Annotated in this window: 15 protein-coding genes; 3 read left to right on the top strand and 12 right to left on the bottom strand. The window is 59.8% G+C overall.

The window, feature by feature from the left end:
- Nucleotides 1–68: 68 nt before the first annotated feature.
- From msrQ to mrcB, 9 genes are all read right to left on the bottom strand, one after another.
- Nucleotides 69–689: a protein-methionine-sulfoxide reductase heme-binding subunit MsrQ gene (msrQ, locus tag H097_RS24190; protein WP_032862951.1), complete on the bottom strand. Its 621-nt coding sequence runs from the start codon at nt 687–689 to the stop codon at nt 69–71.
- Nucleotides 689–1702, bottom strand: coding sequence for a protein-methionine-sulfoxide reductase catalytic subunit MsrP (msrP, locus tag H097_RS24185; RefSeq protein ID WP_032862949.1), 1014 nt, complete (start codon nt 1700–1702; stop codon nt 689–691). The genes msrQ and msrP overlap by 1 nt, the downstream gene beginning before the upstream one ends.
- A 63-nt stretch (nt 1703–1765) precedes the next feature.
- Nucleotides 1766–2623 (bottom strand): CDP-diacylglycerol--serine O-phosphatidyltransferase, encoded by an 858-nt coding sequence (gene pssA / locus H097_RS24180; RefSeq protein WP_029298897.1) that lies wholly within the window; start codon nt 2621–2623, stop codon nt 1766–1768.
- A 143-nt stretch (nt 2624–2766) separates the two neighbouring features.
- Complete coding sequence (ilvC, locus tag H097_RS24175; RefSeq protein ID WP_007948647.1) at nt 2767–3783, bottom strand: ketol-acid reductoisomerase; 1017 nt, start codon at nt 3781–3783, stop codon at nt 2767–2769.
- Nucleotides 3784–3830: 47 nt separating this feature from the next.
- Nucleotides 3831–4322 carry an acetolactate synthase small subunit gene (gene ilvN, locus H097_RS24170; RefSeq protein WP_003176102.1) on the bottom strand — a complete coding sequence of 164 codons (492 nt, stop codon included), beginning with the start codon at nt 4320–4322 and terminating at the stop codon, nt 3831–3833.
- A gap of 2 nt (nt 4323–4324) precedes the next feature.
- Entirely contained in the window at nt 4325–6049 is a 1725-nt protein-coding gene (locus H097_RS24165) for an acetolactate synthase 3 large subunit (RefSeq protein WP_032862959.1), read from the bottom strand.
- Between the two features lie 431 nt (nt 6050–6480).
- The gene (locus H097_RS24160; protein ID WP_032862947.1) at nt 6481–6810 is read right to left on the bottom strand and encodes a YqcC family protein; all 330 of its coding nucleotides are present in this window, start codon (nt 6808–6810) and stop codon (nt 6481–6483) included.
- Nucleotides 6810–7541: a tetratricopeptide repeat protein gene (locus H097_RS24155; RefSeq protein ID WP_032862945.1), complete on the bottom strand. Its 732-nt coding sequence runs from the start codon at nt 7539–7541 to the stop codon at nt 6810–6812. Before H097_RS24155 ends, H097_RS24160 begins: the two co-directional genes overlap by 1 nt.
- Nucleotides 7542–7557: 16 nt before the next feature.
- Nucleotides 7558–9879, bottom strand: coding sequence for a penicillin-binding protein 1B (gene mrcB, locus H097_RS24150; protein ID WP_032862944.1), 2322 nt, complete (start codon nt 9877–9879; stop codon nt 7558–7560).
- 117 nt (nt 9880–9996) lie between these two features.
- On the opposite strand from mrcB, the gene H097_RS24145 reads away from it, so the two are divergent.
- The 3 genes from H097_RS24145 (at nt 9997) to H097_RS24135 (ending at nt 12463) form a co-directional block, all read left to right on the top strand.
- The gene (locus tag H097_RS24145) at nt 9997–11553 is read left to right on the top strand and encodes a bifunctional aminoglycoside phosphotransferase/ATP-binding protein (RefSeq protein ID WP_032862958.1); all 1557 of its coding nucleotides are present in this window, start codon (nt 9997–9999) and stop codon (nt 11551–11553) included.
- 91 nt (nt 11554–11644) lie between these two features.
- Entirely contained in the window at nt 11645–11989 is a 345-nt protein-coding gene (locus tag H097_RS24140; protein ID WP_032862942.1) for a pentapeptide repeat-containing protein, read from the top strand.
- A 201-nt stretch (nt 11990–12190) separates the two neighbouring features.
- The gene (locus H097_RS24135) at nt 12191–12463 is read left to right on the top strand and encodes a TfoX/Sxy family protein (protein WP_032862941.1); all 273 of its coding nucleotides are present in this window, start codon (nt 12191–12193) and stop codon (nt 12461–12463) included.
- A gap of 236 nt (nt 12464–12699) precedes the next feature.
- On the opposite strand, the gene H097_RS24130 is transcribed toward H097_RS24135, so the two are convergent.
- The 3 genes from H097_RS24130 to H097_RS24120 are packed head-to-tail and all read right to left on the bottom strand — an operon-like array spanning nt 12700 to nt 15379.
- On the bottom strand, nt 12700–13467 hold the full coding sequence (locus tag H097_RS24130) for a heme ABC transporter ATP-binding protein (RefSeq protein WP_032862940.1): 768 nt from the start codon (nt 13465–13467) through the stop codon (nt 12700–12702).
- Entirely contained in the window at nt 13467–14504 is a 1038-nt protein-coding gene (locus H097_RS24125; protein WP_032862939.1) for an iron ABC transporter permease, read from the bottom strand. The genes H097_RS24130 and H097_RS24125 overlap by 1 nt, the downstream gene beginning before the upstream one ends.
- Nucleotides 14501–15379, bottom strand: coding sequence for an ABC transporter substrate-binding protein (locus tag H097_RS24120; protein WP_032862938.1), 879 nt, complete (start codon nt 15377–15379; stop codon nt 14501–14503). The genes H097_RS24125 and H097_RS24120 overlap by 4 nt, the downstream gene beginning before the upstream one ends.
- Between the last annotated feature and the right edge of the window lie 85 nt (nt 15380–15464).

Genomic DNA, 15464 nt, shown 5'->3' with positions numbered 1-15464 from the left:
TTTTCCGTTTCGACTGCGCCGGAAGTGGGGCGAATTATAGACTTCCTGATTCTGCGGTCAAGGGCTAATTACACTTTTGTTGCAGAAGGTGCTTTTTTAGCAATAAGACGAGGGATTCGACGCATCACAGGCGGGATCCGCAGGAGCAAAAGCAGCGCGCCTATAGAAGCATAGATAGCCCATTCCTTCAGGTCAGCCCGCACGATCCAAAGCATGTGCAATAAACCAAGCCCCAGAATCACATACACCAAGCGATGCAGCTTCTTCCAACGGCTACCCAACCGACGCTGGCTGTAGCGATTAGAGGTCACCGCCAACGCCAGCAGGCCAAGGAAACCCAGCGCCCCCACAATAATGTAGGGCCGCTTGCGTAACTCCACACCCAATTGCGACCAATCCAACCCCAGGATAAATACACAGTAAGCCGCAAGGTGCAGCACCACATAAGCAAAGCACCACAACCCCAACTGCCGGCGCACAGCGATCCACCCTGCCCAACCGCTCAGTTTTTGCAGAGGCGTCATCCCCAGGGTGACCAGCAACAGGATTAGCGTTCCCAGCCCCAGGCGATCAACCAGCACTTTGCCGGGATCTGGCCCCAAGGCCAGGCTCCAGGCCTCATACAACCAATACAACGGCCACACCGCCGCTGCTATAAAGACGCCAACGCGCCATATGGGGTAACGCATCAATAGTTCTTCCGCAGATCAAGGCCCGTATAAAGAGAGGCGACCTCTTGCGAGTAACCGTTGAACATCTGCGTCTCGCGCACATTCGGGCTGAACAAGCCACTGGGCAGCCGTCGTTCCCGCGCCTGGGTCCAGCGCGGATGATCGACCGTGGGATTCACATTCGCATAAAACCCATACTCATCCGCCGCAATGCTTTGCCAGGTAGTTTTCGGCTGCTCACTCACCAGACTGATCCGCACGATGGACTTCACACTCTTGAAGCCATACTTCCATGGCACCACCAAACGCAGCGGCGCACCATTCTGGTTGGGCAATTCACGCCCATACATGCCCACCGCCAGGATCGCCAGAGGATTCATCGCCTCATCCAGGCGCAACCCTTCTACATAAGGCCAGTCGATCAGGCCGAAGCTCGAACGCTGGCCCGGCATGCTCTTGGGGTCCTGGAGGGTTTCAAAGCGGATGTACTTGGCCTTGGAGGTCGGCTCAACCTGTTTCAGCAGGGCTGATATGGGGAACCCCATCCAGGGAATGACCATCGACCATGCCTCGACACAGCGCAGACGGTAGATCCGCTCTTCCAACTGATACGGCTTCATGAAGTCTTCCAAGGCATAACGCCCCGGCTTTGCAACCTCCCCATCAATTACGACGCTCCATGGCTCGGTCTTGAGTGACCCGGCATTCGCCGCCGGGTCGCTCTTGTCGGTACCGAACTCATAGAAGTTGTTGTAGTGGGTCGCATCCTTGAATGGCGTGATGGCTTCGTCTTTGACCGTCACCGCCTGCCATTGCGTACCAGGCAGCTTCTCGGTAAACCAGCCGGGAGCCTTGCCGGGCTCGACATCGGCATAACGCGCAGCGTCAGCCGCACTCGCCCAACGCGGCAGGCTACTGGCCGCGATACCGGCAAGCGCGCCACCGAGCAAACTGCGACGGGAGAAATAGAGGGATTCTGGGGTGACATCCGATTCGTGGCAGTCGGACGCTTTGGGCAACTTGATTAACATGGCAACTCCGCAGCATTGGAGAACTGATGCACCAATAGACTGCGGAGTATGGGGGAAATTACATTAAGGCAATGTTTTGTCCCGGCGAAGATGCAGCAGGTACTGAACCGGACCCGATGCGGCATACACCAGGAACGCCAGCAGCAGAATCCGCGGTGGATCGCTGAAGACGACCGCGAAGACCAGCACCACCACCAGAATCGCCACGAAAGGCACTCGCCCCTTCAGGTCGAACTCCTTGAAGCTGTTGTACTTGATGTTACTGACCATCAGCATGCCGGCCGCCGCAACCATCAAGGCCACCAGGAACGACATCTTCGAACCCTGGATACCGTAATCACTGAACGCCCAGACAATACCCGCCACCACACCTGCCGCGGCAGGGCTGGCCAGGCCAATGAAGTAGCGTTTGTCGGCAGTACCTACCTGGGTATTGAAGCGCGCCAGACGCAGCGCAGCTCCCGCCACATAGATGAAGGCAACCATCCAGCCAACCTTGCCCATATCTCCCAGCGCCCAGGCAAACGCCAACAACGCAGGTGCGACACCAAAGGCAACCATGTCCGACAGAGAGTCGTACTCGGCACCGAAGGCGCTTTGGGTATTGGTCATCCGCGCCACGCGCCCATCAAGGCCGTCGAGCACCATGGCCACGAAGATCGCGATGGCGGCAAAACCGAAGTATTTGCTGGCACTCGCCGCATCACCTGCCGCCAAGGCGCTCTGGGCGCTCATGGAATTGATGATGGAGTAGAAACCGGCAAACAGGTTCGCCGTGGTGAACAGGTTGGGCAGAAGATAGATGCCACGATGCCGGACCTTGCGGCCTTCCGCGTCATGCCCTTCTTCGACATGCTCATCGATCGGTAGCAGGCTTTCGGCGTCAGAGGCCTGGTTTGGCTCTTCGGGACGTTCGCTCATGGACTTTACCTTGCAACGGTGTGAAAAAATTCGACAGACACTTGCGGCGAGTGTTCGCCCGCAAACGATGCAGCTTTATACCAGAACCAGCCCTCAAACGAAAAAACGCGGCCGAGGCCGCGTTTTCACTTGATACGTACGACTTAGTTCTTGGCTTTGTCGACAATCTTGTTGGCACCGATCCACGGCATCATGGAGCGCAGTTGCTCGCCGATGATTTCGATACCGTGAGCGGCGTTGTTACGACGCTTGGCGGTCATCGAAGGGTAGCCGGTTGCACCTTCGCTGATGAACATTTTGGCGTACTCGCCGTCCTGAATACGTTTCAGGGCGTTGCGCATGGCCTGACGGGATTCGGCGTTGATCACTTCCGGACCGGTCACGTACTCGCCGTATTCTGCGTTGTTGGAGATCGAGTAGTTCATGTTGGCGATACCGCCTTCGTACATGAGGTCAACGATCAGCTTCAGTTCGTGCAGGCACTCGAAGTAGGCCATTTCCGGCGCGTAGCCAGCTTCAACCAGGGTTTCGAAACCAGCTTTTACCAGCTCGACGGTACCGCCGCACAGAACGGCTTGCTCGCCGAACAGGTCGGTTTCGGTCTCGTCCTTGAAGGTGGTTTCGATGATGCCGGTACGACCACCACCAACGCCTGCGGCGTAGGACAGTGCAACATTCTTGGCGTTGCCCGAGGCGTCCTGATAGATCGCGATCAGGTCAGGGATACCGCCGCCTTTGACGAACTCGGAACGTACGGTGTGGCCTGGAGCCTTGGGCGCGATCATGATCACGTCGAGGTCAGCGCGCGGTACTACCTGGTTGTAGTGGATCGCGAAGCCGTGGGAGAAGGCCAGGGTGGCGCCCTTCTTGATGTTCGGCTCGATTTCGTTCTTGTACAGCGCGGACTGGAACTCGTCCGGGGTCAGGATCATGACCAGGTCGGCAGCAGCAACAGCGGAAGCAACGTCAGTCACTTTCAGGCCATGAGCCTCTGCCTTGGCAACGGTCGCCGAGCCTTTGCGCAGGCCAACGGTCACGTCAACGCCGGAGTCTTTCAGGTTGCACGCTTGAGCGTGGCCCTGGGAACCGTAGCCGATGATGGCAACTTTTTTGCCCTGGATGATCGACAGGTCACAATCTTTTTCGTAATAAACTTTCATGAGGTTCCTCTATATATCCAGGCCCTTAAGGCCATTCACTAATTGGGTTAGATGCTGAGTACTTTGTCGCCACGGGCAATCCCGGTGACACCACTGCGTACGGTTTCCAGAATCGAGGCCGTCCCGATCGACTGGATGAAGCTGTCCAGCTTGTCGCTTGTACCGGTCAGTTGCACGGTATAAACGCTGGCGCTCACATCGACGATCTGCCCGCGATAAATATCGGTAGTGCGTTTGATCTCGGCACGCTGGGCGCCCGTGGCCTTGACCTTGACCAGCATCAGCTCGCGCTCGATGTGGGCACTTTCCGACAAGTCGACCAGCTTGACCACTTCGATCAGCTTGTTGAGGTTCTTGGTGATCTGCTCGATCACCTCATCGTGGCCTACAGTAGTCAACGTCAGGCGCGACAGGGTCGGGTCTTCGGTCGGGGCCACGGTCAGGCTTTCGATGTTGTAGTTGCGTTGCGAAAACAGGCCGACAACACGAGACAGAGCGCCGGGTTCGTTCTCCAGAAGCAGGGAGATAATGTGCCGCATGATTAGGTTCGCTCCGTCTTGTTCAGCCACATGTCGCGCATAGAGCCGTCTTTGATCTGCATCGGGTAGACGTGCTCGCTGGTGTCGACCTGGATGTCGATGAACACCAGGCGATCCTTCATGGCGAACGCCTCTTCCATCTTCGGCTTCAGATCCTTCAAATCGGTGATGCGCATGCCGACGTGGCCATAGGCTTCAACCAACTTGACGAAATCAGGCAGCGATTCCATGTAGGAATGGGAGTGACGGCTGTTGTAGCTCATGTCCTGCCACTGGCGAACCATGCCCAGTACACCGTTGTTCAGGCAGACGATCTTCACCGGCAAGCCATATTGCAGGCAGGTCGACAGCTCCTGGATGTTCATCTGGATGCTGCCCTCACCGGTCACGCATGCAACGTCGGTGTCGGGGAAGCTCAGTTTCACACCCATGGCCGCAGGGAAACCAAAGCCCATCGTGCCCAGGCCACCGGAGTTGATCCAGCGGTTAGGCTTGTCGAACTTGTAGTACTGCGCGGCGAACATCTGGTGCTGGCCCACGTCGGAGGTCACAAAGGCGTCGCCCTTGGTCACTTCGCACAGGGTTTCGATCACGGTCTGTGGCTTGATGATGCTGCCGTCGCCCTTGTCGTAAGGGAACAAGCCGCGATCGCCACGCCATTCGTCGATCTGCTTCCACCAACTGGCAACGGACTCCTTGTTCGGTGCCTCACCGATGTCCTTGAGCGCGGCGACCATTTCGGTCAATACGCTTTCCACTGGACCTACGATCGGCACGTCGGCCTTGATGGTCTTGGAGATGGACGCCGGGTCAATATCGATGTGGATGATCTTGGCATTCGGGCAGAACTTGCTCGCGCCGTTGATCACCCGGTCATCGAACCGCGCCCCCACGGCCAGAATCACATCGGCGTGGTGCATGGTCAGGTTGGCGGTGTAGCTGCCGTGCATGCCGAGCATGCCGACGAACTGACGATCCGAACCCGGGAAGGCGCCGAGCCCCATCAGGGTGTTGGTCACTGGCAGGTTCAGCATCTTGGCCAGTTCGGTCAGCGGTGCGGAACCGCCGCCCAGGATCACCCCACCGCCGGAGTAAAGCACTGGGCGCTTGGCCGCCAGGAGCATTTCTGCTGCCTTGCGGATCTGCCCCGAGTGCCCACGAACAGCCGGGCTGTAGGAGCGCAGCTTGGCTTTCTTCGGGAAGACGTATTCGAATTTTTCCGCCGGGTTGGTCATGTCTTTCGGGATATCGACCACCACCGGACCCGGGCGACCGGACTGTGCGAGGTAAAAGGCCTTTTTCATGACGTCCGGGATCTCCGACGGATGCTTGATCATGAAGCTGTGCTTCACGATCGGCCGGGAGATACCGATCATGTCGGTTTCCTGGAATGCATCGGTACCAACCATGGTGCTAGGCACCTGGCCGGAAATGATCACCATCGGAATGGAGTCCATATAAGCAGTCGCGATGCCGGTAATGGCATTGGTTGCGCCTGGGCCGGACGTTACCAGGACCACGCCGGCTTTACCGGTGGCACGGGCATAACCGTCAGCCATATGGGTCGCGGCCTGTTCGTGGCGAACCAGGATGTGGGTAACACCAGGTTCCTTGAACAGTGCGTCGTAGACATGCAGCAGAGCACCACCTGGGTACCCGTAGATATAGTCGACGCCTTCGTCACGCAAAAAGCGGACGAGCATCTCACCACCAGATAAAAGCTCCACGTTGTTCACCTCTAAAACGCCAGAATACCGTCCGTTGAAAACCGACGGGTCTTAATAGGTTTACTTCTCAACAGAGCATGAGCGACGGTGGTCGCCGACTACGTCAGCACTGACTGAGCAAGTATTGGGATCGTCCCAAGTGTTGCGGGCTTTTCCCACCCAGCGCGAGGTAACGCGTTGCGGGTGTAACAGGTCGGCGCGGATGTGCGCCTCATGATCTGCTGAGCGGGCCTGCTTCTGGCAGTCCCGATACAGCGGACTTTGGATTCTTCTGTTTCAGCCCCTTCAAGTCAAGCAATAATTGCGCTTTTTTCCAACTAAGCGCATGAGAACGCAGAAGAAAGGGGTTTGAGGAGGGATAAAACTCGCCTGAATGTCGTCAAGCGGTAGAAATGTGCGCAAGGCTGCCGGAAAACCCGGCAGTCAGGCAATTAACGAGCGTCGACGATCAGTTGGTCGAACTTTTTCAGCGCATTGCGCAAGCCGAGGCTCTCGCGCGGACGATCGGCGTAGACCATCTCGGCCATCTCCAGGATTCCCGACGCATTGGGCAGCGGCAAGTCCTGCTCCAGGATCTGTTTCATCCGGGCCAGGAAAATCCACTGCAACCACTGATGAAAATCCAGGGTATCGACAGAAAAAGGCTCGACGCTGCTCAGCGCCTCGGCGCTGGGAGACACTTCGTCCCACCAGCCCTGCACGCGCAGTTCACGCTCAATCAACAGCAATTGTTCGGCAATCGCCGGAAAACGCGAATCCATCAGAGGCTGACCTTGGCTTTTTGCCGGGCCTGGGCTGCGCCAGCGGCGTCACCTTGCGCAGCGCGCGCATCACCAATCAAGGCCCACAGACTGGCTTGCAGGTCAGGGCGACCATTGGCCATGGTCAAGCCACGACGGGCGAACTGTTCAGCTTGTGGCGCATCCCCCTGGGCCATGCGCACTTGTGCCAGGCGATACAGAACCTGTGGTTCACGCGGCGCTACACGCTGGGCGCGCTCAAGGCTGGACGATGCGCCGTTCAAGTCACCCCCAGCCTGCTGTTGCTGGGCGGTCGTGAGCAAGGCCAGGACCGGACCGTCCAATTGCTCGTCGGCAGACAGCCCACCGCTGCTTGCGGAAGGAATCCCACTCGGTGTCGAAGGCATGGAGTAGCTGCCCTGGTTGATCGGCGCCGTTTGAATCGGCGCGGAGTTCGACGGACCCGGGGTGATAGGCCCAGGCGTCCATGGCGCGGAGCTGATCGGCGCAGAAGTCGTGGCACCACCGCCCGGAACCATGACCACCACCCCGGAATCCTGAGGCACGGCCTGCGTCGTGGCTGGGTTCGGGCGCGTGACCACGGTCTGGCGAAAACCGCCATTGGCCGAAATCCGATCATTGTTGGACACGGCCGTGCCGGAATCCACCACCGGGATGGAGCCACGCTGCACGGTGGAACAACCACTGAGCAAAGCCAATGTTGTAACAGCTGGAATCAACCACTTGTTCACTTGAAATCCTCTTTGCTTAATTCATCCAGCCCTTGACCCAATCCATCACCGAATCCGCGTCTGTGGGCACGCCACCACACGGTGCGCCGGCTGGCGGTTCGCTGCCGCGAATATACGGCATCTGCACCGCGCCCGGACAGTTGGCATCGGAGCCCTGGCCGGTATGGGGATCGATCCAGGCCTGAACGATATTGTCAGGTTGTGGCATGTTCAGTGGCAGCGGGTCGGCCTTGCGCATAAAGCTGGTCCAGACCTGCAGGGCGCCGGTCGCGCCGGTAAAAGGTGTCTTGCCGTTGTCATCACGCCCCAGCCAGACCACCGCGAGCAGGTCCTGGCTGAAACCGGCGAACCAGCTGTCACGGGAATCGTTACTGGTACCGGTCTTGCCAGCCAGCGTCAGGTTGGACGGCAACACACTGTAGACCGAGCGCCCGGTACCTTCGCGCATGACGCGCTGCATGGCGTTCTGGGTCAGGTAGATGGAGGCTGGATCAAAGCGCTGTTCAATCTGGAACGGATAACGCTTGAGCGGCTCGCCTTCCGCCGTGAGAACACTACGAATCCCGCGCATCGGCGTGTTGAAACCACCGTTGGCGAGGGTCTGGTACATGGTTGCCACTTCCATCGGGCTCAAGCCCCCCGCACCCAGCAACATCGACGGGAACGCCGGGAACTCGCGGCTGACGCCCAGTCGCGCCAGCGTCTTGAGCACATTCGGCACACCCAGTTCCAGGCCAAGTCGCGCCGTGGACAAGTTGTAGGAATGCGCCAGGCCCTGGTACAGGAAAACCGTACCGTGGGAGCGGCGATCATAGTTCTGCGGCTTCCACACCTGACCATCGGCACCCTTGACCGAAAACGCCTCGTCGGACAACCAACTGGTCAGTGTGTATTTGCTCGGTTTTTCCAGCGCAGTGAGGTACACCGCCGGTTTGATCAGCGAGCCAATCGGCCGCACGGCATCCAGCGCCCGATTGAAACCGGCGAAGCTGGCCTGACGGCTACCGATCATGGCCTGGACTTCACCGGTTTCCGGATTGGTCACCACCATGGCGGCTTCGACTTCGTCCGAGCCTTTACGCCCGGCCAGGCGCTTGAAGGTATCGCTGACCGAAGCCTCGGCCTTCATCTGCAGGATCGGGTCGAAACTGGTGAAGATCCGCAGGCCTTCTTCGGTCAAGTCTTCGTCGCGATAATCTTCGCGCAACTGGCGTTTGACCAGGTCGATAAAGCCGGGGAACGAGCTGTCTGCCAACTTGCCACGGGTGGTGACACCCAGGGGCATCTTCTTCGCGGCAGCCACCTGTTCAGCGCTAGCAACGCCCTGCTGCTCCAGCACATCGAGCACCAGATTGCGGCGTTCCAGCGCCCGCTCCGGGTTGCGACGCGGGTTGTAATAGGACGGCCCCTTGACCATGCCCACCAGCAACGCCACCTGGTGCAGCTTCAATTCGGACAATGGTTGACCGAAGAAGAACTGGCTGGCCAGGCCGAAACCGTGCACCGCCCGCTGGCCATCCTGGCCGACAAACACCTCATTGAGGTACGCCTCCAGAATTTCCTGCTTGCTGTAATGCAGCTCCAGCAACATTGCCATCATGGCTTCGGTGAGTTTGCGAGTCAGGCTGCGCTCACTGGTCAGGTAGAAATTCTTGACCAATTGTTGCGTCAGGGTACTGCCACCCTGAGTCATCCGCCCGCCGGAGGTGTTGACCCACACGGCACGGGCGATGGACTTGGGCGATACGCCCCAGTGGCTATAGAAGTCCCGATCTTCGACCGCGACCAGGGTTTCCAACAGGTAGGGCGGTACCTGATCGATCTTGATCAGGATGCGATCTTCAAGGTTCTTCGGGTAAATCCCGCCGATCAGCAACGGCTCAAGGCGCACCACCGGCAGTTTGCCGCCATTGAGTGCCGACAGCTCGGCAACGTAATCACCGGAGAAGCGCACACGCACAGGCTGCGCCTTTTCCAGGCCTTCATAGAACTGGAAACCCCGGGTATTCAAGTCAACCGTGTTCCCGCTGACAGCCGCAGCGCCCGGGCCGTTGGCCACGGCTTCACGCCGATAGCCCAGCGCATCGAGTTCGGTGAGGAAGTCCGCCTTGCTCAGCTTCTGGCCGGTAAACAGTTCCAGCGGGCGAGCGTAGACCTTCGCCGGGATGGTCCAGCGTTTGCCTGAGAACTTCTCCTGGACCACCGCATCGAGGTAGACCGCGATGCCTGCGATCACCACCAGGCCCACCAGGCCGAGCTTGAGCGCCCAGCCCAACCAGGGGCGCAGGCTGCGGGGAGGAGGTTTTTTACGGGAACGGGGAGATCGGGTACGAGTCATGGCGGCGGATTATACGCACTTTATTGATGATCAACATGAACCGGACGGCGGTTTGCATGACCGGCTTGAGCGGCCATAATGCGCACCATTATTTTCCCAGACTCCGAAGGATCGCCCGTGAGCCAGCCCCTGATTGCCGCCCTGCAAAACCCGGCCTTGTTTCCTCATCCGGTCGACGCGTTTCAAGTCATCGAAACCCATATTTCCTGGGTCCTGCTCACCGGCCCCTATGCCTATAAAATCAAGAAGCCGGTGAACTTCGGCTTCCTCGACTTTACCCAATTGGACGCCCGCGGCCACTTCTGCAATGAAGAGCTGCGCCTCAACCAACGCCTGACACAAGATTTGTATCTTGACGTGTTGCCGATCACCGGCAGCGCTGAAGCACCGCAACTGGGCGGCGAAGGCCCAGCCATTGAATATGTGCTGAAAATGCGCCAGTTCCCGCAAAGCCAACTGCTGAGCACGTTGCAGGCCAATGGCGAGCTGACCAGTGGCCACATTGATGAGATGGCCAGCCAGATTGCCCACTTTCACCTGAGCGCGCCCAAGGTTCCCGAAGCCCATCCCGCCGGCACCCCGAACGAGGTGATGGCGCCGGTGCGGCAGAACTTCGAGCAGATTCTTCCCTTCCTCAGCGACAAGGACGACCTGGCCCAACTGCAAGCCCTGCAAGCCTGGGCCGAGAGCAGCTTTGAACGCCTCAAGCCGCTGCTGGAGCAACGCAAGCTCAATGGCTTTACCCGTGAGTGCCACGGTGATATTCACCTGGGCAACGCGACCATGATCGACGGGCACGTGGTGATCTTCGACTGCATCGAGTTCAACGAACCGTTTCGCTTCACCGACGTGTGCGCCGACACTGGCTTCCTGGCCATGGACCTGGAAGACCGTGGCCTCAAGTCGCTGGCCCGACGTTTTATCAGCCAGTACCTGGAGCTGACCGGCGATTATCAGAGCCTGGAGCTGCTGAACTTCTATAAAGCCTACCGTGCCCTGGTGCGGGCCAAGGTCGCGCTGTTCAGCATGCCGTCCGAGGCAACACCGGTCGAGCGGGCCACCACCCTGCGCCAATACCGCAACTACGCCAACCTGGCCGAAAGCTACAGCACCATCCCCTCGCGCTTCCTGGCGATTACCCATGGCGTGTCGGCGACCGGCAAAAGCCACGTGGCGATGCGTCTGGTCGACGCGCTGGGCGCCATTCGCCTGCGCTCGGATGTCGAGCGTAAACGCCTGTTCGGCGAGCAGCAGGTCGAAAATACCCCGCAAGCCGGGATTTATGCCGCAGATTCCAGCGCAGCGACCTACGCCCGCCTGCATACCCTCGCCGAAACCGTGCTGCGCGCAGGCTTCCCGGTGGTCCTGGATGCGACCTACCTCAAGCGTGAGCAACGCGCCGCTGCCGCCCAGGTCGCAGAAGCGACCGGGGCGCCCTTCCTGATCCTTGATTGCAATGCACCGCAGGCAGTTATCGCCAGTTGGCTGGCAAAACGTCAGGCAGATAAAAACGATCCGTCTGACGCCACCCTGGCAGTCATTGAAGAGCAGCAAGCCAGCCGTGATCCCCTGAGCGCCGAAGAACTGCTGCTGAGCAAACGGGTCGAGACCAATGAAAGCGGGACACTGGACGCACTGGTTGCCCATGTCCGCCAACGCTTGCCGGGCCTGTAATAAATATTTCTTGGCCGTGAAGCCGTTAACAGCTCACGGCCAGCAATAGTGGCACTATAATGGCGTCATAATTCCAACGGGAGATGCCGCCATGGGCCAGCCGAAGCTGCTTGATACCCCGCTCTACGCACTACTGCATAAAGATGACATCCGTGGCTTCAACCAGGAACGCCCCAAGGGTGGCCCCATCGATATGCGCGGTGGCGATTTCCGTGGGCTCGACCTGCGGGATCTGGACGCTGCCGGCGTGGACTTCACCGACGCCTACTTCCGCTCGGCCGACTTGCGTGGCCTGGACCTGCGCGACTGTTCGCTGGAAGGCGCCAGCCTGGCCCATGCGCAGATTTCAGGCGCTTACTTCCCGCCCGAACTGAGCGCTGACGAGATCCTCATGTCGGTCAATTTCGGCACTCGCCTGCGTTACCGCACCCGCTGACAGCACATCCTCACCCCCGGCCCCGCGCAATGCGGGCTGGGGGCTTGCGCCGCTCACCGTCAACATTCCAGCGCCAGCCTTAGAAGCGTTTACATCGTTTCTGAGCAAAGAACTACGCTTTTCCTACTGAGCGCTACACTCCTTTCAGGCTTGCCTGGTCACGATACCCACCGAACCATTCGGCCGTCGCAAGGAGGCTTGATGAATGATGAGCTGCAACACCTGAAAAACCTTGGCAAGACCTCGGCACAATGGCTGCATGCGGTGGGCATCCATAGCGCTTCGGACCTGCGCCGCCTGGGCGCGGTAGACGCCTACCGGGCAGTACGCACCCGCGGCTTCCGGGCTTCCAAAGTCCTGCTGTATGCCATCGAAGGCGCATTGATGGATGTGCATTGGAACGATATTCCAACCGAGCGCAAGGAAGCCCTGAATCGCCAATTGGACGCACTGTCGGTCCGCAACAAGAGCTGAGAGGGCCTGATGCCCAGCGTTTTCGGGAATTCCAAACAGACGTTTGAGGAAACATCCCGGGGCCGCAAAAACAAATGTTGACTCTTAAATGAGAATCGTTATGATTATCACAACTGGTCGCGAGATCAGCCGATAACTGAAAGACCATTGGTTCGGACTCTCAGCTTATCTCCTCATCAGGCTAATCACGGTTATTTGACCCGGCTCTTGCCGGGTCTTTTTTTGCCTACGGTTTTTTAACGGGCGATGATCAATGGATGACCTAGCTCAGGATGGGGCTGCACCAGTACATCCAGGCCAAACACCGCCTTGAGCAGTTCAGGACGCAACACCTGCGTCGGCGTATCCAGGGCATGGGGGCGGCCGTTCTCCAGCAGCAGGATACGGTCGCAGTAGCGCGCGGCCAGGTTCAGGTCGTGGAGGATCACCAGCACGGCGGCACCACGGTCAGCGAAGCTGCGGATGGCCTGCAAGGTGGTGTGCTGGTGCAAGGGGTCAAGCATCGAGGTCGGCTCATCGAGCAATAACGTCTGCCCAGCTTCACCCGGCCATAGTTGCGCCAGTACCCGCGCCAGGTGCACGCGCTGGCGCTCGCCACCGGACAAAGCCAGGTAGCTGCGCCCGCTCAAATGGCCCACATCGGCGGCCTGCAGGGCGGCGGCGATGATTTCATCGTCGCGCACGCGCCCGGTCTGATGGGGCAAGCGCCCCATGCCCACCACTTCCTCGACGCGAAAAGCGAAGTCCAGGGTCGACACTTGGGGCAGCACCGCAAGGCGCTGGGCCCGTTGCGCGCCCTGCCAATCCTTTAGCGCGCGATCGCCCAGCCATACCTGCCCCTCATCCGGGTGCAACTGCGCACACAATGCACCGAGCAATGTGCTTTTGCCCGCGCCATTAGGGCCCAGCACGCCCAATACTTCACCCGGCCTGAGGTCCAGGGTCACATCGGCCAATACGGTTTTGCGACCGCGACGGACCTGCAGGTTTTCCACTCGCAGCATCAGGCGCGTCCTCGTAACAACAGGTAAAGAAAGAACGGGGCGCCGATAAAGGCGGTAACAATCCCAATGGGCAATTCCGCGGGTGCCAGGGCCAGGCGCGCTACCAGGTCAGCGAATAACAACAGGCTCGCGCCAGCCAGCACCGAAGCCGGCAACAGCACCCGGTGATCCGGCCCGGCCAGCAGCCGCACAAGGTGCGGCACCACCAGCCCGACAAAACCGATCAACCCTGCGGCCGCGACCGCTGCGCCCACCCCGAGGGCCGTGCAAAACACCAGCTCACGCTTGAGCCCCTCAACGTTGATCCCCAGGTGACTGGCTTCCGATTCCCCCAGGAGCAAAGCGTTGAGCGCCTTGGCCCGGCGCGGTAGCCACAGCGCCACACCGGCACTGACCAGCAACAACGGCCACAAACGCGAGTAGCTGGCACCATTGAGGCTGCCCAGGTTCCAGAACGTCAGGGTGCGCAAGGTGGCGTCATCCGCCAGGTAGGTGAACAGGCCCACCGCCGAGGCCGCCAGTGCGGTCAAGGCGATGCCGGCCAACAGCATGGTTGCGACATTGGTCTGGCCGTCACGTCGTCCCAGGCGATAGACCAGCGCAGTCACACCCAGCCCGCCGAGAAACGCACACAACGACAGCAGATACGGCCCCACGGCATCCGGCAGGCCACCGAAGGCCGCGCCACCGACGATGGCCACCGCCGCCCCCAGCGCGGCGCCACTGGACACGCCGACCAAACCCGGGTCGGCCAACGGGTTGCGGAACAACCCCTGCATCGCCACCCCCGACAGCGCCAGCACCCCGCCGACCGCCAGCCCCAACAAGGTGCGCGGTAAACGGATCTGCCCGAGAATCAACTCGGCCTGCTCCAACCCCTGGGCCTCGATGGGCACGCCAAGCAAACGCAAGGCGGCGCGCAAGGTGTCGAGCAATGGCAGGCTGACCGGCCCCAAAGCCAGGGACAGCCAGATCGCCAATACACATAACAGGCTCAAGCCGATGAACAGCGCGCGCGGTTTAACCAGAGTGGTCATGGGGCAGCTTGGGTTTTAGGCGGATAGAACCCGGCGGACAAGGCTTGCAGGCTGGCCGGCAAACGCGGCCCCAGGCCACCGACCAACAAGGTGGGGTCCAACTCAAAGACTCGCCCGGTCTTGGCCGCAGAAGTGGCTGCCAGAATCGGGTTTTCCTTGAACAAGGCCGCGCGGGCTGCCTCGCCACTCAGGGCGCGATCAGAGAACACCAGCACTTCAGGACTCAGCCCCGCCAGGGACTCTACGGAAAATGGCTTGTAGCCACTGTGCGTCGCCAGGTTGTGCCCACCGGCTTGTTGCAGCACCCAATCGGCGGCAGTGTCCTTGCCGGCGATCAGTGGTTTGCCACCGGCATGCCCGAGCACCAGCAGCACACCTGGGGCCTTTTGCCGGGTTTGCGCCTGGGCCACAGCCGCTTTCTGCTCGTCCAGTTGCTGCTGATAGGTGTTGAACAGTGCCGCAGCCTTGGCTTCGGCCCCCAACAGTTTGCCAAGATGTTGCAGGTTGCCTTGCAGGGTCGGCAAATCCGGCTGCGCGGAGAACAGCTCCACTTGCACGCCTGCACCACGAATCTGCGCCAGCACCGGCGGCGGCCCCATTTCCTCGGTGCCCACCAGGATTTGCGGGCGCAGGCTCAAGATCCCTTCGGCCGACAGTTGGCGCTGGTAACCGATACTGGGCAGTGCCTTGAGTGATTGCGGATGCTGACTGGTGGTGTCGACACCCACCAGTTTGGACTCCCCACCCAGGGCCGTCACCCACTCCGACAATGCACCGCCTGCACTGACCCAGCGTTGTGGCAGCTCAGAGGCTTGTGCCCCGTGGTTGACCAGCAGTCCGACAACAAGCGCAATAGCGCTGGTACTCAGGCGCATAAAAGGGTTTCCTTCCAAGGGGTGGAGCCACTGAATCACTCAATCGTGTGACAGATCCTGGCGGTCTGGCATCGTACTGAGCACG

Origin of the sequence: Pseudomonas sp. FH4, assembly GCF_000510915.2 — a bacterium.
In the GTDB taxonomy this organism is placed as follows: Bacteria; Pseudomonadota; Gammaproteobacteria; order Pseudomonadales; family Pseudomonadaceae; genus Aquipseudomonas; species Aquipseudomonas brenneri.
This window is presented reverse-complemented; position numbering and strand designations above follow the sequence as displayed.